At 26.1% G+C, this 17,612-nt stretch carries 19 protein-coding genes; 10 read left to right on the top strand and 9 right to left on the bottom strand.

All coding sequences use genetic code 11. The features are described from left to right. Positions 1–2: 2 nt before the first annotated feature. Both ACH5BH_RS12505 and ACH5BH_RS12500 read left to right on the top strand, forming a co-directional pair. Positions 3–752 carry a hypothetical protein gene (locus ACH5BH_RS12505; RefSeq protein WP_423298585.1) on the top strand — a complete coding sequence of 250 codons (750 nt, stop codon included), beginning with the start codon at positions 3–5 and terminating at the stop codon, positions 750–752. Further along, the gene (locus ACH5BH_RS12500) at positions 749–1,372 is read left to right on the top strand and encodes a hypothetical protein (RefSeq protein WP_423298584.1); all 624 of its coding nucleotides are present in this window, start codon (positions 749–751) and stop codon (positions 1,370–1,372) included. The genes ACH5BH_RS12505 and ACH5BH_RS12500 overlap by 4 nt, the downstream gene beginning before the upstream one ends. Before the next feature lie 34 nt (positions 1,373–1,406). On the opposite strand, the gene ACH5BH_RS12495 is transcribed toward ACH5BH_RS12500, so the two are convergent. The 7 genes from ACH5BH_RS12495 to ACH5BH_RS12465 all read right to left on the bottom strand — a co-directional run bounded on the left by ACH5BH_RS12495 (position 1,407) and on the right by ACH5BH_RS12465 (position 7,738). Next, complete coding sequence (locus ACH5BH_RS12495) at positions 1,407–1,901, bottom strand: asparaginase domain-containing protein (protein ID WP_423298583.1); 495 nt, start codon at positions 1,899–1,901, stop codon at positions 1,407–1,409. Beyond that, a complete protein-coding gene (gene aspA, locus ACH5BH_RS12490) occupies positions 1,902–3,311 on the bottom strand; it encodes an aspartate ammonia-lyase (protein WP_404307886.1) in 1,410 nt (469 codons plus the stop codon). A gap of 77 nt (positions 3,312–3,388) precedes the next feature. Continuing rightward, a complete protein-coding gene (locus ACH5BH_RS12485) occupies positions 3,389–4,072 on the bottom strand; it encodes a response regulator transcription factor (protein WP_423298582.1) in 684 nt (227 codons plus the stop codon). After that, positions 4,065–5,201, bottom strand: coding sequence for a sensor histidine kinase (locus ACH5BH_RS12480; RefSeq protein ID WP_404307892.1), 1,137 nt, complete (start codon positions 5,199–5,201; stop codon positions 4,065–4,067). Before ACH5BH_RS12480 ends, ACH5BH_RS12485 begins: the two co-directional genes overlap by 8 nt. 55 nt (positions 5,202–5,256) lie before the next feature. Then, complete coding sequence (locus ACH5BH_RS12475; RefSeq protein ID WP_423298581.1) at positions 5,257–5,949, bottom strand: aspartate/glutamate racemase family protein; 693 nt, start codon at positions 5,947–5,949, stop codon at positions 5,257–5,259. 34 nt (positions 5,950–5,983) lie between these two features. Further along, a complete protein-coding gene (locus tag ACH5BH_RS12470) occupies positions 5,984–7,423 on the bottom strand; it encodes an alanine/glycine:cation symporter family protein (protein ID WP_423298580.1) in 1,440 nt (479 codons plus the stop codon). A gap of 123 nt (positions 7,424–7,546) precedes the next feature. Continuing rightward, positions 7,547–7,738 (bottom strand): sodium-dependent tyrosine transporter, encoded by a 192-nt coding sequence (locus ACH5BH_RS12465; protein ID WP_404307898.1) that lies wholly within the window; start codon positions 7,736–7,738, stop codon positions 7,547–7,549. A 128-nt stretch (positions 7,739–7,866) separates the two neighbouring features. Between ACH5BH_RS12465 and ACH5BH_RS12460 the strand changes: the two genes are divergently transcribed. The 5 genes from ACH5BH_RS12460 to ACH5BH_RS12440 all read left to right on the top strand — a co-directional run bounded on the left by ACH5BH_RS12460 (position 7,867) and on the right by ACH5BH_RS12440 (position 10,995). After that, positions 7,867–7,995, top strand: a complete 129-nt coding sequence (locus tag ACH5BH_RS12460) for a hypothetical protein (RefSeq protein ID WP_423298579.1) — start codon at positions 7,867–7,869, stop codon at positions 7,993–7,995. Between the two features lie 300 nt (positions 7,996–8,295). Continuing rightward, a complete protein-coding gene (locus ACH5BH_RS12455) occupies positions 8,296–8,556 on the top strand; it encodes a hypothetical protein (RefSeq protein ID WP_404307902.1) in 261 nt (86 codons plus the stop codon). A gap of 53 nt (positions 8,557–8,609) precedes the next feature. Then, positions 8,610–9,017, top strand: a complete 408-nt coding sequence (locus ACH5BH_RS12450) for an ester cyclase (RefSeq protein WP_404307904.1) — start codon at positions 8,610–8,612, stop codon at positions 9,015–9,017. Between the two features lies 1 nt (position 9,018). Next, positions 9,019–9,942, top strand: a complete 924-nt coding sequence (gene rimK, locus ACH5BH_RS12445) for a 30S ribosomal protein S6--L-glutamate ligase (protein ID WP_423298578.1) — start codon at positions 9,019–9,021, stop codon at positions 9,940–9,942. Further along, entirely contained in the window at positions 9,943–10,995 is a 1,053-nt protein-coding gene (locus tag ACH5BH_RS12440; RefSeq protein WP_423298577.1) for a succinylglutamate desuccinylase/aspartoacylase family protein, read from the top strand. It abuts the gene before it with no gap. 10 nt (positions 10,996–11,005) lie between these two features. Here ACH5BH_RS12440 and ACH5BH_RS12435 read toward each other — a convergent pair whose 3' ends face one another. Continuing rightward, positions 11,006–11,977 (bottom strand): zinc transporter ZntB, encoded by a 972-nt coding sequence (locus tag ACH5BH_RS12435; protein WP_423298576.1) that lies wholly within the window; start codon positions 11,975–11,977, stop codon positions 11,006–11,008. 7 nt (positions 11,978–11,984) lie between these two features. Beyond that, entirely contained in the window at positions 11,985–13,013 is a 1,029-nt protein-coding gene (locus tag ACH5BH_RS12430) for a peptidase M42 (RefSeq protein ID WP_423298575.1), read from the bottom strand. Positions 13,014–13,086: 73 nt separating this feature from the next. Between ACH5BH_RS12430 and ACH5BH_RS12425 the strand changes: the two genes are divergently transcribed. The 3 genes from ACH5BH_RS12425 to ACH5BH_RS12415 all read left to right on the top strand — a co-directional run. Beyond that, a complete protein-coding gene (locus ACH5BH_RS12425; RefSeq protein ID WP_423298574.1) occupies positions 13,087–14,907 on the top strand; it encodes a mechanosensitive ion channel family protein in 1,821 nt (606 codons plus the stop codon). A 133-nt stretch (positions 14,908–15,040) separates the two neighbouring features. After that, the gene (locus tag ACH5BH_RS12420; protein WP_404307916.1) at positions 15,041–15,565 is read left to right on the top strand and encodes an Hcp family type VI secretion system effector; all 525 of its coding nucleotides are present in this window, start codon (positions 15,041–15,043) and stop codon (positions 15,563–15,565) included. Between the two features lie 172 nt (positions 15,566–15,737). Further along, a partial coding sequence (locus tag ACH5BH_RS12415; RefSeq protein WP_423298573.1) for a type VI secretion system Vgr family protein occupies positions 15,738–17,612 on the top strand: 1,875 nt, incomplete at its 3' end.

Raw genomic sequence — 17,612 nt, 5'->3', positions numbered from 1 at the left:
CAATGTTTAAATATTTTATATCATTAATATTTGTATCTACACTTTATGCAAATAATTCAAATATAGATGCCTATTCTGAATATAAATACAATTATTATTCAGATGGCATAGCTATAAAAACTTATACGATTTTAAAATATGAATTTAATGAAAGCAAAAATCAATTTGGATTTAGAGATATTTTATTATTTTCTTTAAGAGATGCTGCAAGAGAAGCAAAAGAAAAAGGTTTTAAAAATATACATGTTTATTTTAATAATAAATTAAAAAAAGACAATATAAGTATAGATGAGTATCTTACTAACTTTAACCCAAATAATATCAATTACATTTATAATTATAAAATAGGCAAACAAGAAAGCTCTTTTGGAATTGGCTCAATAATTGGATTGGGATTAAATATTGCCTTAGCTACTGTTGCAGTTAGCACATCAAATCATGATCTTTTAGGAAACTCTTTAAATGGTATTGCTAGTTCCAAAAAAGGTGTTAATTTAATCACTGATTTAGGTAGTGCAATAGATAATGCAAATGAAAAAACATATAAAGATAAGAAACTATTTTGTAATGTAATTGAACTTCCTTTTTGGATGATGTATGATGAAAATTTTGACTTAAAAAAAAGAGATACTATTGTAAAGTTTTCAATTAAAGAAATAGAAATATACTTTAAAAAGAAAAACCCTTTTAGAATAAAAGATTTATATACAACTAATAAACATTATATTACAAGAGGATTAATAGAAGAATGAAGAATTTAAACCTTTTATTATTAAGTTTTACAGTATTTATTTTTATTGGATGTGGCAACCCTAATCTTGCTGCACCATCAATTATACAAAAAGAAAAAAATGTTCAATTTATAGAAAAAGATTATAAAGATATCTTATTAGAGGCTAAAATTAAAGTAGATGAAAAAAAACAGTTATTAAATATCTTAAGATATAAACTCCAAAGATGTCTAATTCATTGGTTTGATATAGATCATACATATAGTTTTGTTGACTTAGGGAACGATAAATATAGTGATACAAAAATAAATACAAATGTTTGGTTTGATATAAATAATAAATTTATTAATATTCATTATTATATTAGTAATTTTATAAAAACTAAAGATGCAGGTGTTTTTAAAGATGAATTAATTTTAGGTGGAAAATATGGAAATAGTATTTACAAAATAAGCTTACCTTACACTCTTTCTATTCTAAATAATGGAACGTATAAAATAACTATAAATAATAATAAAAATATCTTAGTAAAAGAAAGTTTAAACTCATTAACAAATAAAGAATATGAGCCATATTTATATAAAATATCTTTAGAGAAATATAAACATTATATTAAAAGCTCTATATCTTGTATAGAATAAAGAAAGTCTAAAATAGACTTTCTTTTTATTTAGCTTAGTTTTGTAAAATAAACTGTCCTAACTTTCTATCTTTTTGAATATTTTCGTATGAGGTTACTACTCCATGCATTGAAATATAAATACCATTATTTATAGGAGCATTTAAAAATCCTATTGCTTGAGAAAAATTCATTGTAGCTTCTACTTTTTTAATACTCATTGGAACCATTGCACCAGTTATTACTATTTGTTTATCAATATTTTTCTCATTTAAATATTGTGCAGTTAAATCCATAGTATCCGTTCCATGAACTATAATTATTTTTTTATTTTTAGATTCAATTATTGCTTTAGAGATAATTTCTCTATCATCATTGTTTATTTCTAAACTATCTTTTGAAACTACATTTTTTACTTCAAAGTTAATATTATAGCAAGACTCTAAAATCTCATCTAATGCTATATTATCGCTTGGAACTTCAAGTTCACCTTTTATAGGATTATATCTTTTATTAAAAGTTCCACCTGTATTTATAATTGTAATATTCATCTATTTATTTCCTTCATAATTACTTACCATATTTTTTGGGTGAAGAAGTTCATCTAATTCTTCTTTTGTAAATAGTTCTTGCTCTAAAATAATATCATATACTCTTTTATTTGTTGCTAGTGCTTCTTTTGCTAAAGCTGAACTTTTTTCATATCCTAAAATAGGATTTAAGCAAGTTACTAAAGTAACAGAGTTTAGAATATTTTCCATACAAACATCTTCATTTGCTGTAATTCCTTTTATACATTTTTCAGCCAATGAATAAAAAGATCTTCTCATCATATTTATAGATGTGAAAAGCTTATAAGCAACTAATGGCTCAAATACATTTAGTTGTAACTGTCCACCTTCACAAGCAATAGAAATAGTAGCATCAGCTCCAATTACTTCAAAAGCTACTTGATTTACAACTTCTGGAATTACTGGATTTACTTTTCCTGGCATGATTGAACTTCCTGGTTGCATTGGTGGAAGGTTAATCTCATTTAAACCAGCTCTAGGCCCACTACTTAAAAGTCTTAAGTCATTACAAATTTTAGAGATTTTAATAGCAACTCTTTTTAAAATACCTGAGATATGTACAAAAGCTCCTGTATCTTGTGTAGCTTCTATTAAGTCCCCTGCACTTTCATAATCTATTCCAGTAACTTCTCTTAGATTGTTTATAACCTTTCTTCTATACTCTTTTTTTGTATTTATTCCAGTACCAATAGCAGTAGCACCTAAATTTACTTCTTTTAGTAAAGCTTGGGCGTCTCTTAATCTATAAATATCTTCATCAACCATGATAGCAAAAGTCTTAAACTCTTGCCCTAAAGTCATAGGAACTGCGTCTTGAAGCTGTGTTCTTCCCATTTTAAGTACATCTTTAAACTCAACTGATTTTTCTTCAAAACTATCTCTTAAATATCTAAGAGAGTCTTTTAACTTATAAATTAACTCATAAAGTGTAATTTTAATAGCAGTTGGATAAACATCATTTGTAGACTGACTCATATTTACATGATTGTTTGGATGAATAACATCATAATTACTTCTTTTTTCACCTAAAATCTCTAAAGCTCTATTTGCTATAACTTCATTTACATTCATATTTGTTGAAGTTCCTGCTCCCCCTTGAATAGGATCAACTATAAACTGGTCATTAAACTTTCCATCAATTATTTCATTACAAGCTTGGATTATTGCATCTCTTTGCTTATCATTTAAATCACCTAATTCATAGTTTGTTAAAGCACAAGCTTTTTTAACCTTTGCAAGAGATTTTATAAAATTTGGAAATAAAGAGATACTTGTTTTTGTAATATCAAAATTCTCTTTTGCTCTTAATGTTTGTATCCCATAGTAGCTGTGAACATCAATCTTTTTTTCACCTAAAAAATCTTTTTCAATTCTGTAATTTTCTTCCATAAATCAACCTTTTAAATTGCATAATAATAGAATCATATAAAACAAAAGTATGCAAAAAGTGTGCTTTATAAAGCAAACTAAACTTTTGCTAAAGTATAGCCTTCTTGAGGAACATTTTTGATTACATTTATAGGAAGTTTATGTCTTAAATCTTTAATAAATGATTTTAAAGCATGGGAAGTCATCTGTTTATCCTGCCATAATTCTAACTCAATCTCTTCATAACTTAAAATAGAATCTCTTCTTTGAAAAAGTATTTGTAAAAAGTCTTTTTCTCTTTTTCTTAAGAAAATAATATCCTTATTCTTATATATCAATTCTCTTTTTAAAGTATCTAAAACTAAACCGTCACATAAAGTTATAGGCTTTGATTTAATATCTAAGAATTTAACTAAAGCATCATTTAGTTTTTTTAGATTTAAAGGTTTTAAAATAAAATGATTTATGTTTAAATTAATCAAATCAACTAAATATTCTTCATTTGTATAAGCAGTAAGCATAATAATAAATACATTTTCATCTATACTTCTAATTTTTTTTACAAGTTGTATTCCGTCACCATTTTTCATTTGTATATCAGAAAGTATAATTTTAGGTTTATAATCTTCATAAATTTCATAGGCCTCTTCTCCACTTCTTGCCTCATATACTTCATCAAAATAATACTTTAATGTTTCAACAACAATTTGTCTAATACCATCTTCATCTTCTACACATAAAATCGGTATATTTTTTAACTCTTCTAATAATATTTTATCCATTGCTCCATCCTGTTAAAACTATTTTAAAAACTGCGCCTTCTTTATCATTTTTTACACTAAGCTCTCCACCCATATTTCTTTCAATAATAAGTTTTGAAATATAAAGTCCTAAACCTGTTCCACTTTTTTCATCTTTTGTACTAAAATAAGGATCAAAAATCAAATCAAAATTTTCATCTTTAATTCCACCTGCATTATCTTTAACTTTTACAATACATAAAACTCCCATACTCTCAATAGTAAGTTCAATTTTGGGCTTATGTATATTTTTTTCAAGTAAAACATCTCTTGCATTTGTAATAAGATTTAAAATAACTTGAGAAAACTCTGTTGGATATCCATTAATTAATTTGTCTTTTTTAACATTAAGTATCAAATCAATATCAGAATCTTTTAAAGAAGCATCTATTAAACCTATTGCTTTTTGACAAGAATCTAAAACATAAAAATCCTCTTTTTTCTTATCAGGTCTATAAAAATTTCTAAAATCATCAATAGTATTAGACATAAACTCAATCATGCCATCACATCTTTGTATGGAATTTAAAATATGCTTTTCATCAACTTTTTTAAATCTTGTTGCTGTCTCAAGCTCCATTAAAACCCCTGATAACTCTGTTAGAGGTTGTCTCCATTGATGAGCTATCATACTTATCATAGACCCCATTCTTGCTAGCTTTGACTGTTGAAGAATTGCCTTATCTTTTCTTTTCCCCTCTTCTATTCCTCTTTGAACTTTTGATTCTAAACTTTTATTTAGCTTTTGAAGTTTTCCTTCTTTATTTTGAACTTGATGTTTATATTTTTTTACAACATCATTAATAATTGAACTCATTAGTAGTGAAAAAAGTGCCATAAAACCAACAATTGAAGCAGTCAAGTAAAACATAAAGTCTTTAAACTCTTCTTGTTTTGATTTATGTTTTTTAATTTTTTGTTTTATAAGATTATCGATTTCAGTTTTATTATTACTTTTTAAAATATATAATTGTTTAAACTCTTTTATATCTTCTTCAAAAGTTTGATTAGTAACTTTTAAATAATAAGAAGTTGAAAAAAAAGACACAAATAATATACTTAAAAAAGGAATTAAAACTGTAAAAAAAGGTATTCCTTCTTTTGTAAACATATTCCACCTCATTAGCTAACTCTATAAGTATAGTTTGACAAAGTTTTCTTAAAAACTAGCTGTGAAAGCTATTCACAACTAGTTTTTTAGCTAATAAAGATGTAACATCTATTAATTTTTTTTGATTATATTGAGTTTTAATTAATGGTAACTCAGTACAAGCAAGAAAGATATTATTTGATTCTATTTGATTTAAAATATAATCAAAATTATTAATAACCTTTTTACTTTCTCCCCCATACTTTTTTACATCATAAATTAATTGATGAACCATTTCAAAGTTTTGTGGAACTTCAATATCAAAAGTTTCATATAAAGATTTAAAGACTGAAAATTCTTTCATTTCAAGAACTGGTAAAGCACCAATAATACATGCTTTTGATAGATTATTTTCATTTATATAATCTTTTACAACATCTAAAGTTGATAAAAACTTATGTTTAAAACCTATTTGCTCTATTTTATTTTCATAAACATTTAAAGTATTACAAGCAATAACAAAAAAATCAACACTTTGACAAATCTGTTCTACTGCTTCTTTTAATGTTTTCCAAACTTTTTCATAGTTCTTTTCAAGCTCCATTGAATGACCTAACTCAGGAACTGATAAAATAGTCACATTTGGTGCATCTAAATCTCCTTGAAAATTCTCTTTTAATAAAGCTTTATTCTCATGTAAAATCTTTTGCCATAAATCAATACCAGCCTCAGGTCCAGAACCTGTAATAATACCAATTTTTTTTCTCATATAAACTCTTTTAAGAAGTAAGAAAACTTACTTCTTATTTCTCTCTTTTATCATTGATATTATCAACAATCTCTTTCCATGTATCTTTATCAATTTTAAATTCATGATAGTCATTGTATCTTAAAACAGGTTTTCTTCCCTCTTTTAATTGTCTATCATACCCTTTAATAAGTCTTAAAACTGGTTTATATAAAATAGCAATTACAACTAAGTTGATTACTGCTAATAATCCCATAGATAAATCGGCAAATGAGAAAATAGAACCTAAATCTTGGAACGATCCCCATACGATTAATGCCACACATAAAACTCTAAAAGCATTAAATAGTGTGATATTTCCCTTTGAGAAGAAGTTTAAACTATTTTCTGCAAGATAGTAGTTATATAACATTGAAGATAAACCAAATAAAAATAATGCAATTGTTACAAAATAACCACCAAATGGTCCAATATGTTCAACTAAAGCATTTTGAGTTAATAATACACCTTGAACACCCTCTTGACCTGGTACATAAACACCAGATAAAAGAATAATAAATGCTGTACAAGAACATAAAATAATAGTATCAATAAATACAGAGAACGATTGAACAATACCTTGTTGAACTGGGTGAGCAACATACGCAACTGCTGCAACATTTGGAGCCGAACCAAGTCCAGCTTCATTTGAGAACATACCTCTTTTTGCACCTTGTAAAATAACAGCACCAATACCACCACCAATAGCAGATGAAGGATTAAACGCTTCTGTTACAATTACATTAATAAGTCCAGGAATTTTATCTAAATTTAAAGCTATAACAACAATAGCAATTAATAAATACCCAACAGCCATAACAGGTACGATAACTTCTGAGAATTTAGTAATTCTTTTAATACCACCAAAAATAGCAGCTGCAAAAATCATAGTAACAATAAATCCAGTAACCCAAGTAGGAATATCAAATGAAGATTCAAAAGAAGTAGAGATAATAAACGATTGAGTTGCATTAAATGCAAAACCGAAAGTAATCATTAATAATACAGAAATAATTACACCTAACCATCTTTGACCTAAAGCCTTAGTAACATAGTAAGCTGGTCCACCTCTATATACGCATGAATCTTGACCATCTTTTTCTTTATATAACTGAGCTAAAGAACATTCAAAGAAACTTGTACTCATACCAATAAGACCAATTACCCACATCCAGAACACAGCACCTGGACCACCTAGAGTAATAGCAACAGCAACACCAGCGATATTTCCACCACCAACTCTACCTGCAACACTTAGCATTAAAGCTTGGAAAGAACTAATATGCCCTTCTTTATCATGCACTGTATCTCTTAAAACTCTAAACATTTTAAAGAAATATCTAAATTGTACAAACCTTGACGTAACCGTAAAAAATATACCTAAAGCAGGAAGTAAATATATTAAAATATTTCCCCAAATTAAGTTATTTAAAAAGTCATTAATTTCAGCTAACATTTTTTCTCCTTTTTAGTTAAAAGCAGTTTAGCAGTACAAAGAGTGATAAAAGTGGGGTTTTAAATATTGGAGATTTTTCAGAGGTAAAAACTAGTGTTTTTACCTTTTTTTAGTTAATTTTAACTATTTTTTTATATTTAATGCTTTTTTTAGCCATTTTTGTGCTGCTTTTACATCTTCAAATTTTTGAGATTTAGCAACTTGATCTTTACCTTCATAAAATCTAACTCTAATACCATCTTCTACATGATCAATTTTTGTTCTTGTGATTTTATTAAGATTAATAAAAACTCTATCATTTAATTGAAAAAACATAAGCTTCCTTTTTTTATTTTTTCGTATTCTATCATTTTTTTATTTTATAGTAAAGATTAATTTACTTTTTTATTTTACTTTTTAAGAAAAAATAAATATAATTTAACTTTACTATGAAAGGATTTAATATGGCTACGGTTTCAAATTCTTATGTACAAAAAAACATAACTGAGGAAATAAGCTCTATTCTTTTAGAGTTAGTACAAGTTTCTAAGAAATTTGTATATAAATATCATATATATTTAGGGTATTTTTAATACCCTAAACTATTTTTATTAGAAAAAAAACTTTCCATAAAGTCCTAAAAAAGACTACTTTTATACACTGAACAAAAATTAAGATTATTTTAAGATTATTTTCTTTTTTTTGATTTATAATTCGCAAATAGAATAAGAAGAATGTAATTATCAAGAATACTAGAAACTTAATACACATACATATTTGGCGATATCTTTAGTAAAAGTTTCTAGTAAAAAGTTGTACTCTAATATATTGAGTACTTTTATACTAACAAATTTAACTTATAGAGAAGTTAAGTTTGTTATATAGGAGTTTAAATGTTAAAAACAATTTTATTTACTTTTTTAGTGTTAAATATTACTTTAAATGCAAATACTATCTCTGTAGAAGAAATAGACTGTGAAAATTTATTTGAGAAATGTATTGCAAAATGTGAAAATAAAAACACTGAAGAAAAAGATCTCTTATGTGTTGAGAAATGTGAATTAGAATTTGATAAATGCCTAATTTCACAAGAAGTAAAACTTCAAAATGAAAATTTAGAAGAATACCAAGAAAACGAACAATATAAAAATTAATAGATATTAATTTCCTTTTATCTTCTTATTCTATATTTTTTAATGAGGAAAAAATGAAAAATTTAACAAATAAAGATTTAGTAAAACTTTACTATGAAGAACTATGGAATAAAAAAAATAAAGAGTTTATAGATATTTTATTTCACGAAAACATCTCTTTTCATGGTTCACTAGGTCTTGAAGCAAATGGGAAAAAAGAGTTTGAAGAGTATATGACTACTATTCATACAGGTATACCATCACTGTTTCATAGTATAATAGATATGGTAGTTGATAATAATAGCATTGCTGTAAGAGCTTTATATACGGGAAAGCATACAGGAAAACTTTTTGAGTATGAAGCTTCTAATAATAGAATTTTATATAATGGTGCTACATTTTTTAAATTTGATGAAAATAAAATAAAAAGTATTTGGGTACTTGGTGATTTAAATACTTTAGTAAAACAATTAAAGGCATAATGTGAGAGTATATATTTTATCAAGAAACCCATCTTTATATTCTACTAAAAGATTAGTTGAAGCAGGAAAAGCTAAAAACTGGGATATTAAAGTAATTGACTATTTAAAGTGTAGTATTGAAATCATGAAAGGTGAGTTAAAGATAAATTATCAAGGTGTTGAACTACCTGCTCCTGATGCAATTATACCAAGAATAGGTGCAAGTAGAACTTTCTATGGTACGGCAATGGTAAGACACTTTGAAATGATGGATGTATTTACAGTTACAGGAAGTTTAGCAATTAAAAGAAGTAGAGATAAATTAAGAAGTCTTCAAATACTTTCTAAAAATGATGTTGATATGCCAAAAACAGTTTTTGCCTCAAATATGTCAAGCTCAAAAGACGTAATAGCTCTAAGTGGTGGAGCACCTTTGGTTCTAAAAATATTAGAAGGAACACAAGGTGTTGGAGTTGTTTTAGTTGATAGTGAAAAAGCAGCTAAATCTGTTCTTGATGCTTTTTATGGGATGGATGTAAACTTACTTGTTCAAGAGTTCATAGAAGAAGCAGGTGGTGCTGATATTAGAGCTTTTGTTGTTGGTGGTGAAGTTGTTGGAGCTATGAGACGACAAGGTGCTGAGGGTGATTTTAGATCAAACTTACATCAAGGTGGAACAGCAGTTGCTCATAAACTTACAAGAAAAGAAAAATCAACAGCCTTAGCTGCTGCAAAAGCTATGGGACTTGGAGTTTGTGGAGTTGATATGATTCCATCAAGTAGAGGGCCTTTAGTTATGGAAGTTAATTCATCACCTGGACTTGAAGGAATTGAAAAATCAACTCAAATTGATATTGCTGGTAAGATTATGGATTATATTGAAAAAAATGTAACACCAAATGAACCTAGTAGAAAAAGAATTAAAAAAGATAGAATAGGAGCATAAATGCAAGATTCTAAAACTTTCATTTTAGGTGGAGTTGAAGTATTAAAAGGTGAAACAAAAAGAGTTAATATAAAATTACCTAAATTATACAATACTCCTGGAAACTTGCCTATATATGTTTTTAGAGGTAAAAAAGATGGCCCTACTGTTTTTGTAAGTGCTGCTGTACATGGAGATGAATTAAATGGTATTGAAATTATAAGAAGAGTAAAAAAACTAAATATTTTAAAAAGATTAAAAGGTACTTTAATTTTAATTCCAATTGTAAATATCTATGGAATAATGACTCTTTCAAGATATACTCCTGATAGAAGAGACTTAAATAGAAGCTTTCCTGGTTCACAAAAAGGCTCACTTGCTAGTAGAGTTGCTAAAATCTTTTTTGATGAAATAGTTAGTATTTGTGATTTAGGAATTGATTTACATACAGCTTCAATTCATAAATCTAATCTACCTCAAATAAGAGCAAACTTAAATGATGAGTTATCTTATAAACTTGCTAAAGCTTTTGAAGCGCCAGTGGTTTTACATTCTCAATTAAGAGATGGCTCACTAAGAGCTTTATCTCAAGAAAAAGGTATTCCTGTTCTTCTTTATGAAGCAGGAGAAGCTCTAAGATTTGATGAAACATCAATTAGAATTGGAGTTAAAGGAATTGTTAATATTCTAAGACAAATGGATATGCTTCCAAAAACTACAACAAGAAAAACTAAAAGACTTCCTATTATTACAAAAAGTAGCAACTGGATTAGAGCCTGTGAAAGTGGAATTTTAAGAACAATAAAAGCCTTGGGAGATACAGTAAAAAAAGATGAAATAATAGCTTATATTGATGATCCAATAGAAGATATTTCTTATGCTATTAAGGCTTCTTTTGATGGAGTTATCATAGGAAAATCTGAAATTCCATTAGTTCATGAAGGTGATGCAATTTTTCATATTGGAAGATTTAAAAATCTTGAAACAGCAGAAGACAAAATAGAATATTTTAGTGAAGATGCTATAGAAATAAGTGAATTTAGTGAGCTAAATATTGAGGATTCTATTGAATAGTATAGAATCCTTAAATCCATTTCTTCTTTTTAAAAATAAGTAATTGAATTACCAAAACTATTACCAATGCTAAAATAAAAATATTAAAAGCATTTTTATCTTCAACTCCTGGCATTCCAGCTATATTTACTCCAAATAAACCTGTAAAGAAACCTAAAGGTAAAAAAATAGCTGAAATTATAGATAAAATATATACTCTTAAATTCATCTCTTCACTTAGTTTATTTGAAAACTCTTCTTGGATTAAACTAAGTTTATCTCTTAATGTTTCTATTTCTTCTATATATCTTATTAAATGATCCGTAATCTCTTTTAATTTTATTTTATCATAATCACTTAACCAAGAAATCGAATTAAAACTTAGCTTATTTAAAGCATCTTTTTGAGGATATAAGTATCTTTTTAAAGATAAAAGTTCTTTTCTAAAAGATGAAATTTCTGTTTTGATATTTTGTTTTTCTTCATTTAAAATATTCTCTTCTAAATTTAAACTACTCTCTTCTAAATCATCAATTGTTTCTTGCATTTTACTTGTTATTTTATCAGTTAAACCAATTAAAAATTCAGCTGAACTTTTTGCACCTTTATTTTGCTTTAATTCTTTTGCCATTTCATGAACAGAAAGCATATCTCTTTTTTTGGTAGTTATAATTAGATTTTCATTTATAAATACTCTTATAGATACCATATCTTCTGGTTCTGAATTTGCATTAAAATTTATTCCTCTCAAAGCAATTAAGATAGAATCATCTAAAAAAACTGTTCTAGGTCTAGTCTCTTCTGTTAAAAGTGCATTTACGACAATCTCATCTAATCCACTTTTTGTTTCTATCCAATTTATACTCTCTTGTTTTGTATAATCAAAATGCAACCAAATTAAATCATTTTCTAATCTATTTTCATACTCTTCTAAATTTATTTGCTTAGCACTACCATTTTTATCTAAGCAAAAAGCATAAATTAACCCATCTATTTGTTTCATATTTTTCCTATAAATAAAGCTCTTTTAATATTAACATCATACTATCAATAGAGTTTTTTGATGTTGTTTCTTCGACAGTATGATAACCAATAGTTGGTACTTGTAAAGTTGTACCTTGAATCATACCCTTACTAGCTTTTATAATTCTTCCAAGTTCTGTAACACCTAAAGATGTTTTTACGCCTGTTTGGTTCATTATATTTTTCATATATTCATCTTTATAATGATATTTTATTTTCTTTCTTAAAGCTATTTTCTTTATCTTACTTTTTAATGGCGATCTAAAATAAGCATTTTCATCTCTATTTCTTAAAACAATATCTAAATGACTTAAATCTTCTATATTTTTATATGGACTTGTATCTAAAACCAATAATTCTTTTGTTGAAATATCATATCTTCTAAAATATTCTAATAAAAATCTCCAGCTCTTCCCTGCTTCTTCAGAAGCAGTAAAAAATGCTGTTCCTTTATACCCTAGTGAATAAAGATGTAAAATCATAGCAATACTTAGTACATTATCAATTTGAGCAGAAATTAAATCATTTTCTATAGTTAATTTATCTAAAAATGCTATTGGTGTTCCAGGAAGTAAATGCTCTAAATCTTTTACTTTAAAAATAATATTATTTCTTCTTTCACATAAAAAGGCATCTTCAATTAAACCTAAACCCAAATAAGATCCAGACCAAGGTTCATAAGCTTGTACTTTTTGATTTACAAATCTCATCTCAAAATTTTTAAGCATTTGTTCTGAATTTGAATTTCCTTTTAAATCAGCTTGATTTTTTGCTATATAAGCGGCATATTGAAATTCATTGTGACCTGTACAAATAAGTCCATGTCTATCTGCATGTGCAGATATATATCCACTAGTTGGTATCTCACCTGTAGCTACTAAAATTCCATCATAATATTCAACTTTTATATTCATTTCTTCAAGTTCTCTTTTTAAATATACAAAAAAAGAGTGTTCAGCTCCAACGACACTTGGTATTCGTATAAGTTGCTTTAAAATGTCATAAAAATTTTCCATTTTTTCCTACTTTATTAAATTGCATAATTATATCTAAATTTCTGATATAATTATGCAAAAAAAGGTATGCTTAATGAGAATTTTCTTAGTGATTTTTTCACTTTCAATTTTTTTGAATTCTGCACAAATAGATAATAGTTTATTTGATAACAAAAACAATAAAGAGTTTTATAAAACACTTGAAAAAAACATAGAAGACTCTTCTTTAAATAAAGAGTTTTCACAAGAGATTATTAATACTCAAAAAATACATTTAAAAAGACTTCAAGAATTGCTTTCTAAAACTATCAATGTTGAGAAATTTGATAACTCAAAGTTTTTGAATAAAAATATTAGTATTAATGATTATTTTGAAGAAATACAAAACTTAGTAAATACACAAATTAAAATTGATAAACAAAATAGTTTATTAACAGATATTCAAAATAAACTTATTTATTTAAAAAAAAGTATAGAAGATATCATTGAAGAAGAAAAACAAAATCTTCTATCATATCAATTACAATATGCTTATTATAAAATTCAAAAAAGCAATATTGAAGAAAGACTAAAACAGTTAAAAGCAAATGAAAGATTACAAATAAATGCTTTATTTAACTACTTAACAAAAATAAAAGAATTTAATTTATCTTTATTAAGTAAAGAATTAGAACAAATTCAAAGTAAAATTAATAAACTTATTCAAGAAAAAACATCTTTTGAACTCGAACTTGAAAAAGAAAGTATTGAAGAAAACAATAAAAATATAGAATCAATCAATAAAAAAATTGAAACATTAGATTTACAAATACAAGATCTAACACAAACAGTTTTAAACATATTATTTAAACAAAATATTTTTAATATAATAAATAAAAATGAAAAAGAACTCTTAAGAAACTATATTGCAAAAAGCGAAAAAATAGATAATTTATCAATCAAAAATAAAAACTATTTTGAAAAGATTGATGCTTTTATAAAAGACTTAGCAAGGAAACATCTTGGTAATACTAAACTTTTTTTAAGTAATTCTATATATCAAAGTCAAGATATATTAAAACAAGCTTGGACATATATAACATCACCTATTTTTGTTTATAATGAAAAAGCCATAACACTATTTAGTTTAATAAAGGCTATTTTATTTATCATTATTGGATTTATAATTGGTATTGTTTATAAAAAATGGTTAAATAACCTTTCTAAAAAATGGCCAAATATGAGCCAAATGTCTTTAAAACTTTCATCAAATGTAGGTTTTTATATCATCATAATTATTACATTTATGATTACTATGAGTGGTTTAGGAATTGATATGACATCAATTTCTTTAATAGCAGGTGCTTTATCAATTGGTATTGGATTTGGACTTCAAACAGTTGTTTCAAATCTAATAGCTGGGGTGATTTTAATGTTTGAAAGAACTATTAGAATCGGCGATATTATAGAAATAAATGATTTATTAAAAGGAACGGTAACAGATATAAGAATTAGATCAACAACTATTAAAACCTTTGATAATATAGATATTGTTGTTCCAAATTCATCTTTTATTCAAAACAATGTTATAAACTGGACACTAGAAGATCCCTCAAGAAGACTACATATACCCTTTGGAGTTGCTTATGGGACAAAGATAGAAAAAGTAAAAGAAGTAGTTTTAAAAGAACTTGAAGATAGTGATTTAAAATATGTAAGAAATAATGAAGATAAAAAACCTGAAATCAGACTTGAAAATATGAATACAAGCAGTGTAGACTTAGAGCTTTTAGTTTGGATAAAAGCAAATGATAAAATACAACCTAACTCTTTAAAATCTGATTTTTTAATCCTTATTTATAATTCTCTTTATAAAAATGATATAGAAATCCCTTTCCCTCAACTGGATTTACATATCAAAAAAGCTAAAAAATAAAACAGTTTTAACTGTTTTATTGATAAATGTACTTAAAAATCCAAAAAAAGTATCAAAAACTATTATGAAATAAATATTTATTAAATTATAATTTGATAAAATAAAAAACATTTTAACAGAAGGATAAAGAAAAATGAATAATCCAATATTTATTTCGATAAAAGGTAGTACACAAGGTTTAATTACAGAAGGTACATTTACACCAGAATCAGTAGGTAACTCATACCAAAAAGGGCATGAGAATGAAGCATTAATAAAAGGTTTTGCACATAACATTAATATACCAAGAGATCCACAGTCAGGACAACCATCAGGACAAAGAGTACATGAACCATTAGTAATATCAAAACTATTTGATAAATCATCACCATTATTATATAACGCATTAACAAAAGGTGAGACATTAACAGAAGTAGAATTAAAATGGTACAGAACAAGCTATGCAGGGAAACCAGAGCATTACTTTTCAATCGTATTAGAAGATGCAGTAATCGTAGATATAGACGCATACATGGATAATGAAGAAGGACAAGCAAAAACACAAGTAGCACCTTTAGAAAAAGTATCATTTGCATATAGAAAGATTACATGGAGACATGAGACAGCAAGTACATCAGGAGAAGATGACTGGAGAATTGGTGTAGGATTAAATGCCTAAACATAAATAAAAATAAGGAGGGAACTCCTTATTTTTTATATATCAAAAAGTAATAGAAAATAAAAAAAAGATAAAAATAAGAATAAATAAAATAATAAAAGTAGCGAGAAAAAATATTATTTTTTAATATATAAGATAAAAAGAAGTATAAAAAAATAAGTAAGGCTAAAAATTGTCCGAAGAAATAAAAAAAAGAATAAATGAGATAGAAAATAACTTACAAGAAGAAATAGAAGAAGCATTTAGTTTAAAAGAGTTAAGAAAAGAAGTAAACCAAGAAATAAGCTGTAGACTAAAACTATTAAATTATAAAGAAAATGAAATAATAGGATTAGGAATATTAGATGGAAGCTATAGTGTATATAAACTAAAAGGGAAAAGTCAAGTAAATAAACCCTATAGCTTTGAACTAATATTTGTAAGTGATGAGTTTATAAATATAGAAGAACTAGTAGATACAGATGTAGAAATAAAACTACAAGATGAAATAAGTCCTATAATAAAAAAAACAATATATGGGAAAATATATAAAGCAAGTGAAGATAGTATAGTAGCAAGAAAACATCTATATAAAATAGAAGTAGTATCACCTCTATATTATTTAGGATTAAATAATAGATATGAAATATATCATGAAAAAAAAACAAGTGATATAATAAAAGAGATAATAAATAGATATAACCAATTATTAAACCTTCAAATAGATATAAAATTAGATTTATTAAAAGCCCCAATAAGAGAGTATACAACTCAATATAATCAAAGTGATTTAGAATTTATACAAATGCTTTGTGAAGAAGAAGGATATAGCTTAATAATAGACTATAGCTCAAATGATCCATATAAACTAATATTGTGTGAATTAAATGAACATGTAATAGTAAATACATACTCTTCAACTTGTTCTTTTAATCATAGTAAAGAGTTTAAAGCAAGTAATCATATAGAAGACTATTATGATAAAAATAAACCAAGCCAAGAATATAAAACACAAAGTGGAGCAAATATAGTAAGCTCAATAAAAGATAATGAATCAACATCACAATTAAGAAATGATATAAAGAAATATACATTAAGAGATAAATTAAACTTGTTAGATGAGAGTTACTATAAAGATTTAAATAGATATACAAAAATAGATTCTCAAAGAGAATATGTACAATCAAATATAATAGAAGGAAGTTCACAAGAGTTAAATATAGAAGATAGCTTGTGTATAAGATTAGAAGATGAGAAAGCAAATAAAAAGATAGATAGTATCATCATAGAAGTAGAATATAAAGGACATTTCCCAAATGCCCTAGATGAATATAGACAAAATATAAATGAACAAGTAAAACATCAACTGCAATATGAAGTAGAATTTAAAGCCATACCAAAAGATATAGAATATAAACCCGAAAAAACGATAAAGAAACCAAGAATAAACTCAATATTAACAGCAAAAGTATCAAATGGGAATTCAAATACAAAAGATTATGATAATAGTATAGATGTAGATGAAGAAGGAAGAATAAGAGTACTGTTTGCATTTGAAGAGAATCAAATAACATCAACATACCTAAGAGTATCAAATATACAATCAGGGAATGGGTATGGGAGTCAATTTATACCAAGAGTAAATCAAGAAGTAATAGTAGGATTTATAAATGGGGATCCAGATTGTCCTATAATAATAGGAAGTTTGCATAATGGGGAGAATAAGAAGGCATATAACTTGCCAGAGAATAAGACACAAAGTTATATAAGAACAAATTCAATGCCACAATATGAGGAGACAAAAGGGTATAATGAGTTATTATTTGAAGATAAAAGAGGAGAAGAGAGAGTATCAATAAGAGCACAAAGAGATTTAAATTTCCATGCTTTAAATAATCAGAATATACAAATAGAGAATAATTCAAAGACCATAGTACAGAAAGATAAAGAGGAGACGATACAAGAGAATTCAAATTTAACAGTAGGGAAAGATTTAAATGAGAATGTAAAGTATAATCATATTTCGACGATACAGAAAGAAAAACTTACTTCTGTTTTGGAAGATTAT

Source organism: Arcobacter rhizosphaerae (assembly GCF_049472155.1).
Taxonomy (GTDB): Bacteria; Campylobacterota; Campylobacteria; order Campylobacterales; family Arcobacteraceae; genus Arcobacter_B.
This window is presented reverse-complemented; position numbering and strand designations above follow the sequence as displayed.

What these genes read in the sequence shown, in the direction of transcription:
- ACH5BH_RS12505 (WP_423298585.1), top strand. Translation starts at nt 3, where the DNA reads ATGTTTAAATATTTTATATCATTAATATTTGTATCTACACTTTATGCA.
- ACH5BH_RS12430 (WP_423298575.1), bottom strand. Translation starts at nt 13,013, where the DNA reads ATGGAAAATTTTTATGACATTTTAAAGCAACTTATACGAATACCAAGT.
- ACH5BH_RS12455 (WP_404307902.1), top strand. Translation starts at nt 8,296, where the DNA reads ATGTTAAAAACAATTTTATTTACTTTTTTAGTGTTAAATATTACTTTA.
- ACH5BH_RS12420 (WP_404307916.1), top strand. Translation starts at nt 15,041, where the DNA reads ATGAATAATCCAATATTTATTTCGATAAAAGGTAGTACACAAGGTTTA.
- ACH5BH_RS12475 (WP_423298581.1), bottom strand. Translation starts at nt 5,949, where the DNA reads ATGAGAAAAAAAATTGGTATTATTACAGGTTCTGGACCTGAGGCTGGT.
- ACH5BH_RS12470 (WP_423298580.1), bottom strand. Translation starts at nt 7,423, where the DNA reads ATGTTAGCTGAAATTAATGACTTTTTAAATAACTTAATTTGGGGAAAT.
- ACH5BH_RS12460 (WP_423298579.1), top strand. Translation starts at nt 7,867, where the DNA reads ATGGCTACGGTTTCAAATTCTTATGTACAAAAAAACATAACTGAGGAA.
- aspA (WP_404307886.1), bottom strand. Translation starts at nt 3,311, where the DNA reads ATGGAAGAAAATTACAGAATTGAAAAAGATTTTTTAGGTGAAAAAAAG.
- ACH5BH_RS12450 (WP_404307904.1), top strand. Translation starts at nt 8,610, where the DNA reads ATGAAAAATTTAACAAATAAAGATTTAGTAAAACTTTACTATGAAGAA.
- ACH5BH_RS12440 (WP_423298577.1), top strand. Translation starts at nt 9,943, where the DNA reads ATGCAAGATTCTAAAACTTTCATTTTAGGTGGAGTTGAAGTATTAAAA.
- ACH5BH_RS12485 (WP_423298582.1), bottom strand. Translation starts at nt 4,072, where the DNA reads ATGGATAAAATATTATTAGAAGAGTTAAAAAATATACCGATTTTATGT.
- ACH5BH_RS12495 (WP_423298583.1), bottom strand. Translation starts at nt 1,901, where the DNA reads ATGAATATTACAATTATAAATACAGGTGGAACTTTTAATAAAAGATAT.
- ACH5BH_RS12480 (WP_404307892.1), bottom strand. Translation starts at nt 5,201, where the DNA reads ATGTTTACAAAAGAAGGAATACCTTTTTTTACAGTTTTAATTCCTTTT.
- ACH5BH_RS12425 (WP_423298574.1), top strand. Translation starts at nt 13,087, where the DNA reads ATGAGAATTTTCTTAGTGATTTTTTCACTTTCAATTTTTTTGAATTCT.
- ACH5BH_RS12435 (WP_423298576.1), bottom strand. Translation starts at nt 11,977, where the DNA reads ATGAAACAAATAGATGGGTTAATTTATGCTTTTTGCTTAGATAAAAAT.
- ACH5BH_RS12465 (WP_404307898.1), bottom strand. Translation starts at nt 7,738, where the DNA reads ATGTTTTTTCAATTAAATGATAGAGTTTTTATTAATCTTAATAAAATC.
- ACH5BH_RS12500 (WP_423298584.1), top strand. Translation starts at nt 749, where the DNA reads ATGAAGAATTTAAACCTTTTATTATTAAGTTTTACAGTATTTATTTTT.